The organism is Streptomyces sp. NPDC102259, from assembly GCF_044766465.1.
In the GTDB taxonomy this organism is placed as follows: Bacteria; Actinomycetota; Actinomycetes; order Streptomycetales; family Streptomycetaceae; genus Streptomyces.
This window is the reverse complement of record NZ_JBIWMA010000056.1, coordinates 1-10,963: the sequence shown is the minus strand read 5'-3', so window position 1 is coordinate 10,963 and position 10,963 is coordinate 1. Positions and strand designations below refer to the sequence as shown.

12 protein-coding genes are annotated in these 10,963 nt (G+C 68.1%); 7 read left to right on the top strand and 5 right to left on the bottom strand.

Annotated features, from left to right (window positions below; translation table 11 throughout):
- The 3 genes from ACIRPU_RS44085 to ACIRPU_RS44075 form a co-directional block, all read right to left on the bottom strand.
- Window positions 1-1,047, bottom strand: a 1,047-nt coding sequence (locus tag ACIRPU_RS44085) for a sensor histidine kinase (RefSeq protein ID WP_403878819.1), incomplete at its 3' end; no start/stop codon positions are given.
- Between the two features lie 28 nt (window positions 1,048-1,075).
- Window positions 1,076-1,915, bottom strand: coding sequence for an ABC transporter permease (locus ACIRPU_RS44080; protein WP_403878816.1), 840 nt, complete (start codon window positions 1,913-1,915; stop codon window positions 1,076-1,078).
- A complete protein-coding gene (locus tag ACIRPU_RS44075) occupies window positions 1,912-2,868 on the bottom strand; it encodes an ABC transporter ATP-binding protein (protein ID WP_403878813.1) in 957 nt (318 codons plus the stop codon). Before ACIRPU_RS44075 ends, ACIRPU_RS44080 begins: the two co-directional genes overlap by 4 nt.
- Before the next feature lie 1,119 nt (window positions 2,869-3,987).
- Between ACIRPU_RS44075 and ACIRPU_RS44070 the strand changes: the two genes are divergently transcribed.
- On the top strand, window positions 3,988-4,539 hold the full coding sequence (locus tag ACIRPU_RS44070) for a sigma factor-like helix-turn-helix DNA-binding protein (protein WP_355706389.1): 552 nt from the start codon (window positions 3,988-3,990) through the stop codon (window positions 4,537-4,539).
- A 12-nt stretch (window positions 4,540-4,551) separates the two neighbouring features.
- Window positions 4,552-5,250, top strand: coding sequence for a hypothetical protein (locus ACIRPU_RS44065; protein WP_403878809.1), 699 nt, complete (start codon window positions 4,552-4,554; stop codon window positions 5,248-5,250).
- A gap of 127 nt (window positions 5,251-5,377) precedes the next feature.
- On the opposite strand, the gene ACIRPU_RS44060 is transcribed toward ACIRPU_RS44065, so the two are convergent.
- Complete coding sequence (locus tag ACIRPU_RS44060) at window positions 5,378-5,653, bottom strand: hypothetical protein (protein WP_355706391.1); 276 nt, start codon at window positions 5,651-5,653, stop codon at window positions 5,378-5,380.
- Window positions 5,654-6,031: 378 nt separating this feature from the next.
- Between ACIRPU_RS44060 and ACIRPU_RS44055 the strand changes: the two genes are divergently transcribed.
- Together ACIRPU_RS44055 and ACIRPU_RS44050 are read left to right on the top strand one after the other, a co-directional pair.
- A complete protein-coding gene (locus tag ACIRPU_RS44055) occupies window positions 6,032-7,135 on the top strand; it encodes a hypothetical protein (RefSeq protein ID WP_403878806.1) in 1,104 nt (367 codons plus the stop codon).
- A 67-nt stretch (window positions 7,136-7,202) separates the two neighbouring features.
- Window positions 7,203-7,541 carry a hypothetical protein gene (locus ACIRPU_RS44050; protein WP_403878803.1) on the top strand — a complete coding sequence of 113 codons (339 nt, stop codon included), beginning with the start codon at window positions 7,203-7,205 and terminating at the stop codon, window positions 7,539-7,541.
- A 158-nt stretch (window positions 7,542-7,699) separates the two neighbouring features.
- Here the strand turns inward: ACIRPU_RS44050 and ACIRPU_RS44045 are convergent, their stop codons facing one another.
- The gene (locus ACIRPU_RS44045) at window positions 7,700-8,032 is read right to left on the bottom strand and encodes an STAS domain-containing protein (protein ID WP_403878800.1); all 333 of its coding nucleotides are present in this window, start codon (window positions 8,030-8,032) and stop codon (window positions 7,700-7,702) included.
- A gap of 1,080 nt (window positions 8,033-9,112) precedes the next feature.
- Here ACIRPU_RS44045 and ACIRPU_RS44040 point away from each other — a divergent pair.
- The 3 genes from ACIRPU_RS44040 to ACIRPU_RS44030 form a co-directional block, all read left to right on the top strand.
- Window positions 9,113-9,844, top strand: a complete 732-nt coding sequence (locus ACIRPU_RS44040) for a response regulator transcription factor (protein WP_403878798.1) — start codon at window positions 9,113-9,115, stop codon at window positions 9,842-9,844.
- Window positions 9,845-10,037: 193 nt separating this feature from the next.
- Window positions 10,038-10,817 (top strand): hypothetical protein, encoded by a 780-nt coding sequence (locus ACIRPU_RS44035; protein WP_384113703.1) that lies wholly within the window; start codon window positions 10,038-10,040, stop codon window positions 10,815-10,817.
- Between the two features lie 52 nt (window positions 10,818-10,869).
- Window positions 10,870-10,963 (top strand): biotin carboxylase N-terminal domain-containing protein (locus ACIRPU_RS44030; RefSeq protein WP_280842533.1); only part of this gene is annotated, 94 nt, incomplete at its 3' end.

Genomic DNA, 10,963 nt, shown 5'->3' with positions numbered 1-10,963 from the left:
GGTGTTGGTGAGGGCTTCCTGGACGATGCGGTACACCGTCAGCTGCACCCCGCCGTCCAGGGCGTCGACGTCGCCGGAGGTCCGGTAGACGACCTGCAGTCCGGCCGCGCGCACCGTGGCGCACAGTGCGCCGAGGTCCACGATGCCGGGCTGCGGGCTGAGCTCGGGCCCGCCGGGGGGACCGTCCGCCGCCGACCGCAGCACGCCGAGCACGCGCCGCAGTTCACCGAGGGCCTGTCGGCCGGTGTCGCCGATGAGTCGCAGGGCCTCCTTGCCTCGTGCGGGTTGGATGTCGGCGGCGTAGGCGCCGGCGTCGGCGAGCGTGATGATGACGGACAGGTTGTGGCCGACGATGTCGTGCATCTCGCGGGCGACCCGGGTGCGTTCGGTGGCCGTGGCCAGCCTGCTGCGCTGGTCGCGCTCGATCTCCAGCCGGGTGGCCCTCTCGCGCAGTCCGGCGAGCTGGGCGCGGCGGATCCGGACCATCATGCCGAGCGCCAGGGCCGCGGTCGCCGTGCTCAGCAGGAAGAACAGCGCGTCCCAGACGGCCACCGCCGACGACACGCGGACCGCGACCAGCGCCATGGCGGCCGCCATGGCCGCACAGGCGTACGGCAGCTGCCGCAGCCGCCCGTGCAGGGCCAGGCTGTACAGCGCGACGAAGAGGGCGATGTCGGCGCGCAGCGCCGTGCCGAGGATCCATTGGAGGACGAACACCGCCGTGATGGTGGCGAACGCCGCGAGGGGTTTGCGTCGCCGCCACAGCAGGGGCAGTACCAGTCCGGCCTGCAACGCCAGCGTTCCGGCGATGGGCAGCTGGGTGAGGACGAGCCGGAACCTGCGCGGCCCGTCACCGTCACCATCACCGCCACCGCCACCGGCGCCGTCGTGGATCAGGTCGGGCAGGCAGAACATCAGGAAGACCAGCAGCACGACCGCGGTGTCCAGCACCCAGGGATGTGTCCGGTCGGCCTGCCGCAGCCGCTGGCCGCCCCGGGACAGTCGGGCGACCAGCGGTCCCATCCCGCTGATGTCGTCGGTGGTCATGGATGTCACGCTGCCATGGTGCGGCCGGTCAGACGTCGCTGCGTGTCAGCCGGTAGGCCGCACCCGCGAGCGCCAGTGCCGTCCAGCAGAGGAAGACCAGCAGCCCGGCGCCCGGCGACAGGGTCGTGGAGTCGTGTGTCAGAGCGAACATCGCCTCACCCGCGTTGGACGGCAGGTAGGGGCTGATGTCGTCCTGCCAGGAACTCGGCAGCAGGGAGATCAGTCCCGGGATCAGCATCAGGGTGGCCACCAGCACGGAGATTCCACCGGCCACCGACCTCAGCAGCGCGCCCAGGGCGGCGCCGACCACCCCGACCAGGCCGAGGTAGAGCCCCGCACCCAGCAGACTCCGCAGGACACCCGCGTGCGAAAGACTCATGGCCGCGGGCGTGCCCGAGACGATTCCGCTTCCGATCAGGAAGGCGACGAACCCACCGATCGTCCCCACGACGAGCGCGACCAGGCCGAAGACGGCTGCCTTGGACCACAGCACGGGCAGTCTGCGCGGTACCGCCGCGAGCGTCGAGCGGATCATGCCGGTCGAGTACTCGCCCGCCGTGACCAGGACGCCGAGCACGCCCAGGGCCAGCTGGGCGAAGTTCACACCGAAGAGGGACAGGCTGACGGCCGTCGCGTCGGCGAAGTCACGGTCGGTGTGGCCGGAGTCGATCCCCGACTTGTAGTGGCTCGCGGAGATGAGACCGAAGGCCACCAGGAACAGCAGGCCGAGGCCCAGGGTGATCCAGGTCGAGCGCAGGGACCACAGCTTGGCCCACTCCGACGACAGCACGCGCCGTCCGGTCACCCGGTAGACGGGTCGGGCGGGGGTGGTCCGGGGTTCCTCGGCGGTTGCGGTGAGGGTGCTCACGCGGGCCTCCCGACGGCCTCGATGGTCTCGATGGTCTCGATCCCGGTCGTGGTGCCGTGGTACTCCACGGCATCCCTGGTCAGGTCCATGAACGCCTCCTCCAGGGACACGGTCCGCGCGCTCAGCTCGAACAGCGCGATCCCGTGCTCGGCGGCCTTGAGCCCGATCTCACGGGCGGTCAGCCCGGTCACCTGGAGTTCCTCGGAGCCGATCCGGCCGGTGACGTCGACGCCCGGTCCGGCCAGCACGTCCCGCAGCCGCGCGGGGTCCTGGGTCGCGACGTTCACCGTGTCGCCGCCCGCCTCGCGGATCAGGTCTGCCACGTTCGTGTCGGCCAGCAGCCGGCCGCGTCCCACGATGATCAGGTGGTCCGCGACGAGGGCCATCTCGCTCATCAGGTGGGAGGAGACGAACACCGTCCTGCCCTCGTGGGCGAGCGTCTTCAGCAGGTTGCGGATCCAGAGCACGCCCTCGGGGTCCAGCCCATTGACCGGCTCGTCCAGCATCACCGTCTGCGGGTCGCCCAGCAGCGCCGCGGCGATGCCGAGCCGCTGGCCCATCCCGAGGGAGAAGGCGCCGGCCCGCTTCTTCGCCACGCTGCCGAGACCGGCGAGGCCGATGACCTCGTCGACCCGGCTGCCCGGAATGCCGTGGGTCAGCGCGAGCGCCCTGAGGTGGTTGTACGCCGAGCGGCCCGGATGGATCGACTTCGCCTCCAGGAGCGCGCCGACCTCTTGGAGCGGTGCCTCGTGGCGGGCGTAGTGCCGGCCGTTCACGGTGACGGAGCCGTGCGTCGGGGCGTCGAGGCCGACGATCATGCGCATCGTCGTGGACTTGCCCGCGCCATTGGGCCCCAGGAAGCCGGTCACCGTGCCCGGCTTCACGACGAAGTCCAGCCCGTCGACGGCCGTCTTCTCCCCGTACTTCTTGGTCAGCTGCCGTGCGTCGATCATTGGCGTTCTTTCTGTCGGCCTACGGCGTCCGTCGCTTCCGACGCCACATCGACAACGCTAGGTGCCGATCACCCCGATCCGGTGGTACCGGGAGGCTGAACCGCGCCGCACGCGTAGTACCGCGGTACTACGCGCCCACCTGCGGTGACTGCCGTGTTCGTCGGCTCCGCCGCGGTGGCAGCGGGCGTCCGATCGCTGCCGACATTCCTGGCCCACGGTGTCCTCGCCCCTCGTGGGCCTGCTCGCGGTCGTGGCCTCTGGGTGGCCCGGTGCACGAAAGCGGCCGGGAGGTTCGGCCACACCACGGGCGAGTGCTCCAACCGGTCGAAACGGCAGGCCAGTTCTGCGGTGAAGCGACGGGCGGGCGGAGTCCAGGCCGCGTGCAGATACGCGAAGGTCGTGAACCGGCCGCCGGGAGCGAGGACTTCGGTCACGGCGTCCAGGATGTGGCCGCGACGCTCCCGCGGCATGACCGTCCACGGCAAGCGGACGACGGGGCGCGCCCCCGCGTACAGCCCCTGATGGGGGGCGGGTCAAGACGGCTCGCCGCTGCTTTTTGTGCAGGTAGTGAAGGTGCGATGGCGTGGTGCGCACCGCAATTTGAGTGATCTGTGTCACCTCTTGCAACTGCTTGTGAAATTGCACCTTTCCGCAAATTTTCATTGAAACCTTCATGACCTGACGGATCGCCAGCTTGGGCGGGGGTGGCGAATCCGATCAGGGGGTGGCGAACCATGGCGTTACGCCGCTGCAAATCTGCTGAGAAGTGCGCCGGGCGCCGCTGGTCGGGGGCTCGTGGAATCTGGTGGCCGATGGGCTGCACGATCGGGCGGTCCGGTCCGATTATCTGTTCCCCAGAGCAATCGCGCTCAGGCGCCGGCCCATGCTGGACGGGGGGCAGACGTGGTCAACGGCGCCGCTGCAGAAGGAGGAAGGACCACCAGCTCTGTGAACTACGAAGGCAGCTCTGCGCTGGCCCCCGGCGCCGTGGCACGGTCGGCCGTGCCCGACGGGCGCTTAGACACCCTGGTTCACCGCAACCCCCCGTTCACTGCGCTTCCGGCCGGGGGTCAGGGCCAGGACGACGCCGAACAGGCGGTAGCCGATCTCATCGCTTCCATGCCGCCGCAGTTCTGGGTCTTCCACGAACGCTACGACCGGGCCTACTACGAGTACACATTGATCCACCTCGGCAACGAGGCCGTCAGCCGGTACCTGGTCGACATGACGTTCGTCTACCTCGCCATGGACTGGTGCCACATGGCCCCCAACCCCGGCCACTACGCCTGGTCACTGCTGAAGAGCAGGGTGGCCGCCGAGTTGGCGGAACAGGGCCGGACTCCGGCCGCGCGGGAGACGCTGGCCTTCACCCGTGCCATCCGTGCGGCCACAGCCCCGTTCCTGGCCTCGTTCCGCGACAGCTTCCGCGCGGCCTACGGGCAGCCGGTGGCCGAGCTCGGGGACGAGGTGGAGCTTTGGGAGCACATGGCACGGCTCAGCGAGCGTCACTTCGATGTCCTCGTCCTGCACGCCGTACTGGGCTTCGACACCAAGGACACGGCTTTGATCATGGGCATCAGTCCGGCGACGGTCCGCTCGACCCGCCGCACCGCCAAGGAACGCCTGGCGGCCGCCATGGGCTGCCGCTTCGACAACGAACCCGACGGCTAAAAGGAGACCACCGTGCCTCGCACCCCACGCACCATCAACGACATCCTCAGCCATGCCCGTGTCTTCCAGGGCGCGTACACGCGCGCGGATCTGGAGGCTGCCCGGGAGACGGTCGCCCGGGGAGTCAACGAGCTGCGCTGGGGGCGTGCCCTGGACGACGCGGCCCCGTCGCCCAGCAGGTCGGCGGTCCGGCACGAACGGGCCATGTGCGACCTGCGCATGCTGTCCCGTGCCGTCATTCGCCACCCGGGGGCCGCCGGCCGCGTCACCGCCTTCGACGACCGCCGTGAGCCCGACGGCGCGCTCGCCTTCGCCTGCCTGCTGTATGTCGCCGAACCGGAAAGCGGCGCTCAGTTCTGGTGGGAGTACGCGGCCGGCGCGGGCAGTGTCACCGGCGCGCTGTGCCTGTATCTGCTGCACCTCAGCCGCGGCGAGCTGAGGGACGCCAGGCACTGGGCCTGTCAGATAGGCGATCTCCACGACCTGGGCTGGGACGGATACATGCCGGTCGACCACCGTGCCGAGCGAGTGGATGCGGACCCGCTGCTGGGCACGGCCGTCCGTTACGTCCTGCCGCCCGGGCGGGCGGTACCCGAGGAGGCGGTGAGGGATGCCATGGGCCGACTGGAAGCGGCGGATACCGGGCCGGGGTCTGTGCCACAGCCCACCGCCGATCTCGCCGTGCACTGGTGCGACCTTGCGCCGGCATGACGGCCCGAGGCGGGCATCAGCGAAGCCGAGGTCCCCGAGGGACCCCGGCTCGAGAGGGACCGGTACATGGATCAGTTATGGGGCCTGAAATGCGCACATCGCCTGCAGGATCCAGTAAGGGTGACGTCTATGGCTGGCTTGGTCCGCGCGAGGAGTGATCCTGCAGCGCTGTCGCCACCTGCCGCTGAGCCGAGGCGATGTAGGCCTCGCTCGCTGCGCGGAAATCGGGGCTGGCCACCCGGTCGTGCACCCAGGCGTTCATCCCTTCCCTGATGACGGCGTTGGCGGTGCTGGACTCCACGGCCGCGATGGCGTGAATGCGGTCGAGGAGCTGGCGGGGGAACCGGACGGACACCACAACCTGTTGGTCCTTCTCCTCGGTCTTGCCGTTCTGCCTGGGCATGTGCCTTCCCTTCATCGGGCCGCGTGCCCTGCTCGTGTCAGGGACGGGGCATGCCGTACCCGGTTCGCGGGCGCTGACGGCGCGTCGGCCGCAGCACCCTTGCTGACAACGCCTCACACACTAAGCCACTACACAACTACATGATGTGCTGTGGGTCACATTTTCACTGCGTACATGGATTCTTGTAACTGTCAGTCAGATCGTGACTGTGGCTTACACCACTACAACTACTTCACAGATGTTGATTCATGCGTGTAGTCGTGAGTGAGATGCTCCTTATGGACTACACGACTACATCACGTAGGGTGCGCTACGCAGTGAGATCGAACGAGTACGCACCGCTATGAAATGCGTGCGTACCCCAGACAAGGAGTTCGCTTGTACTTCCCCTTTGACGGCGACGGACAGCTGGCCCCCTTCGGCGCGGACGGCATAACAGCCCGCGCCGCGCACGCCGCGCTCCACGAGCTCGACGCCCTGGGACGCGAGACCACCCGGGGCCAGGACCTCACCCAGGACCTGCCGGAGACCGAGAAACTCGACAAGGTCCTCGACCTGCGCACCCTGTGGCAGCCGGACCGAAACCGACCGCCTTCGGGCATCCCCCGCCAGGCCGAGTACTGGGACGACAAAGCCGTGCAGGCCCGGCGCCGGCTCACCAGAGCCGTCGAGAGGAAGCTGCACGAGGTGTCCAACATCTCCGGCAAGCCGGTGACCGTGCTCGGCGCCGACGGCTGCCTGGACGAGCGCACTTCGGCCTTCCGCGCCTGCGTCGCCCAGGACCGGCCCGTCGTCTCCGTCTCCGACAGCGGATGCCTGCGCCGCTGGCTCTCCACCAACGACAGCAACGCCACATCGCTGTCGATCATCACGTTCATTCCCGGCCGGCCGCTCTACGCGGCCGTGGTCACCGCCGGAACCGCCCTGTTGTCGGACTGTTCCGGCTCCTGGCGCCTGACCCTCGCCGACGGCTGGCAGGCGATGACCGGCGAACCCCTGGTCGCCGACCCCGACCCCAACTACATCGTCCTGCCCCGCGCCCTGGCACACCTCGCGGCCGGCCTGGGCAAGCACTACGAAGAACCGATCTTCCCCCGCGACACCAGCTCCGCCATCGCCCAGGCCGTCCTCGGCGGAGCCGTCCCCGTCGCCGTCCACTTCACCGAACACGTCCTCAACTCCGCGATCTTCCCCGTCGCCGTCGGCCACGGCATGGCCGTCCGCGTCGACACCGGCAAGCTCATCGAGAAGCCCTGGGACGCCAGCCGCCACCTCTACAAAGCCCTCACCGGCGAGATCCCCTTCGGCGACGAACACGTCATCGCCCGCGACATGTGGGCCATCAAGCGCGCCACCCGCGTCCTCGACCGCGAACGGCACCTGGCCGCCCGGACCCACCCACTCGACGCGCCCTTCGACACCGCTTACGAGGACGACCTCTTTGGCTTCCACTTCGAGGACCCCGACGACGAAGACAGCTGAGCAGCACGCTGCCGCCGTAACCGGACCACCAGCCGGTGGGACCGCCCGTCTCCCCAAGGACAGTGCAGTGAACGACCACCTCAGCCTCGTCACCGACCAGCCGGCGCCCACCGCCGGATGGCGCTTCAGCATCATCCCGCCCAAGGACGTGTGGACCAGCTGGTACCACCGCGCGAAAACCATCCGCCGTCCGGCCGGCAGCCTTGCCCTGCCCGCCATAGCCACCACCGCCGTCCTGCACTTCACCCACACCCTGCACCACGGCGACAGCCCCATGGTCCTCGCTCTCACCACCCTCACCGTCGGCTACGACGCCGTCATCGCCGTCTGTCGCACCTGGCAGAAGACCGCCGCCCAGCAGCAGCGACACAGCACCCACAACAGCAGCGACCACCAGGCGGCCTGACCCCGAGCCGGCACGCGCCCGCTGCCAGCTCCTCTCCCCGCGCTCCGACCTTCAGGTCGGAGCACTTCTCGTTGTGCAGCCGCTGGTCAGACTCCCCGGCTGCCACCCGAGCCGACCTCCTCTTCCGGCGGACCGGGGGCATCTTGTTCTCCCGGCCGTCACGCCGCCAGGTCCTTCAGGCCGAACGCGACGTCGGTCCTGGTCAGCGAGAGCAGCCAAGCCACCCTCGGCTGCACGCCCACGAGTTCGAAGGACACGTTCCTGCGCACGGCCAGCGCACGTGCCTCCATCAGCACACCCAGCCCGGCGCAGTCGCAGAACGGCACCTCGGAGAAGTCCACCACCAGCCGCCTGACGGGGCATGCCAGACAGAATCCGAGAGCGTCACGCAAGCCTCCGCCGGTGTCCAGGTCCAGTTCCCCGTACGCGGACAGCCTGAGTGTGTCGCCCTCGTCGGCGACCGCGGTTCGAAACTGCTCGGCATCGTTCATCCGCGGCCTCCGTGGGCAGCAGGCGTGATACGGGGGGCAGGCTTGTCTCGTACGACAGCCCGTAAGCCGGCCGATACGGCGCGGTCCTCGGCCGGCCCGTCATCAGCCGCCATGGACGCGTCGACAGCGGCCCGTACGACCTGGCCGGTCGCAGAACCACTCGGCCTCAGCTACCAGCGCAGTATTCTCTCGACGCTCGTCCATGCCCACCGGCTGCACGGACCGATTCGCCTCACGACGTGACCCTAGTCAGACATGTGGAATCTGTCTCTCCATGAATCCGCAAAGCGCCCCCGAACCTCGGACCTCCCACCAGACACCCACCAGACGCCCGGCTGTCTCCCAAGGGCCTTTGGGAGAGGGGCCGTCGGGCCGTCATACGCGCGGGACGTGAGGAGAGGTCCGGCCGCGGCTACTTCGCCCGAGGCCACCGTCACCCGGCCCTTCTCGCGCCGTATCGCGGGGCCGAACTCGGCGCTCGGTGAAAGAGACCGCCCGGATCACGGCAGGAGGTCAAGGCTCTGGAAAGGAATGACGCTTCGGGAGTGTTTCGAGGATGAAACGCGAGGCGTGTGTTCCCAGTTCGGATGTGTCGCGTGCGGCTTGAAACCTGGTGGAGTGTGAGAGATTCATTACACGAGTCATTGGTCAACCAAGCTATAGTTCCCTGTGCAACTTTCGACTGTGTCGGAATTGACCCGTTCCGTCTACGGAATGGGATGAACGGGGGAGTAAGTATGTCCGGGAAGGCCGGGTTACTTGGGAGCGTTCGGAGGGTGGGCGACTCCGCGCTCGAGTTGAGAACGGCCGGACGAGGTGGTGGGTCAGCCCCATCTCGGGCCATGAGTGGACTTCGTGCATTCGTGACGCAATGAGCGTCTCGTAACCCTTGAAAACCGACTGGTGGGCAGTGCCTTGTCGAGGCCTCGCCATGCCTGTCGGATGAGTCTCATAGGTTTTGCGCAGCCCGAGCGGGCTTGCGCAGAGTCGAATCTTCCGAAAAGAAACCGTCTGGTCCGTATGTGCGGAGTGGCAACTTATTGAATCGACGCCGAGCTGTGCCGATCAAGGGGGAAATCGATGAGTCAGATCGTGGCAAAGGGACCGATGTCGCTGAGTGATACGGCGCCCAGAGGACTGAGAGGGCCGGCTGAGAGTTGGCGCATCCTGGTGGCGGAGAATGCCGCCGACGATGCGGAGTGTTTGATACGCGGGTTACGTCGACATGGGCACGACGTGATGCATGCCGAGACCGGAATTGCGGTCCTCGATGCATATGAGGGCATGGATCTGTTACTGATCGACCTGGACCTTCCGGACCTGGACGGTCTGGAGGTGTGCCGGGACATCCGCGCCGTGTGCGACGTGGCCATCATCGCTGTGACGGGCCGGGCGAGTGAGCTCGACCGGGTTCTGGGGCTACAGGCGGGCGCCGACGACTACCTGGTCAAGCCCTACGGGTTCCGTGAGCTCATGGCACGTATGGAGGCGGTCATGCGGCGGGCGCAACGCCAGTCGCCGGAGGCCCGGGTGATTTCGCACGGGCCGCTCTGCATCGACGTGGGGTTGCGGGAAGTGCACATGGACGGCAGGCGGATAGAGATGACCCGAAAGGAATTCGATCTGCTGCACATTCTCGCCGCTCGCCCCGACACGGTGATTCCTCGCAAGCAATTGATGCAGAGGATCTGGGGAGACTCCTGGTCGCGTCGGACGGTCGACACGCATGTCAACCGACTTCGCAACAAGCTTGGTTCTGGCGACTGGATCGTCACCGTCCGCGGAATCGGATTCAGGTTCCGTCGGGCGTGATCACGTTCGGGTGCACCTCGGGAATCATGCAATCCACGCTCGTCCGTCCTTCGGGCTTTTCGAGGATTGCAGGCGCCGACGAGAAGAACGGAGTTGCAGAGTGAAGTCCAGAGCTGTTTCTACCCATTCGGCGACACGTGTGTGCGAGGGGGCGGAATGCCGACCCCGACCTTCTGGGAAAGGCGGCCGGGGCATGGCGGTGAGCGGACAACGGCTGTGCGCCCGGTGCAGGGAGGAGCTGGCGGCCGGGCTGAGGGTGCTGCCCTGGCTGTACCTCGAATGCGAACATGTGCTGGGCGGCGGACCGACGCCCACCCGGCTGGAGAAGACGACCGGTGGAGCACTGCCCGGCATGCCGTTCAACGGCGCCGCGGCCGAGGCGCGTTCGGAGATCGTCAAGGCGCTCAGCTCGTGGTGTGGGCTCGTCGCGGACGAACGACACGTGTCCGGGCCGCCTCGCGCCGTCGAACCGCTGGCGGCCTTCCTCGCCCGCCACATCGACTGGCTCTGCGCTCATCCAGCGGCCGTCGAAGCCACCGCGGAGGTTGCCGGGCTGGTCCGGACGGCCCGTCGGGTCGTGCACACCGAACCGGTGCGCACCGTGCGGATCGGAGCCTGTGTGATCCCCGGATGCGGCGGTGAACTCGGTGCCGTCGTGCCGGTACGGACACCTGCGCGCCCTGTCGGAGTCCAGTGCACCGAGGACGTGGGCCACACCTGGGCGGGTCACCAGTGGACGCAGCTCAGTCGCACCCTCGAAGAGCGCGCTTCCGACCACGGCACGGGCTCGCGCGAGGAACGATGGTTGACCGCAGCCGACATCTCCCGCCTCTGGAGCACCCCTGTAGGAACCGTCTACCGGCTGGCCAGCGAGCAGCGGTGGCGGCGCCGGAACCAGGCCGGGCGTACCCACTACAACGAATCCGATGTGCACGAGTGCTTCAGTCGGCGCGCCGCTCGCTCTTCCCGATGAGCGTCCTGACCGCTGGTTCGCGAAGCGCCATGGGTGAAAGGATGTCTGAGCCGTGCGCAAGGTGCTCATCGCCAACCGTGGCGAAATCGCAGTCCGCGTGGCCCGGGCGTGCCGGGATGCCGGCATCGCGAGCGTGGCCGTATACG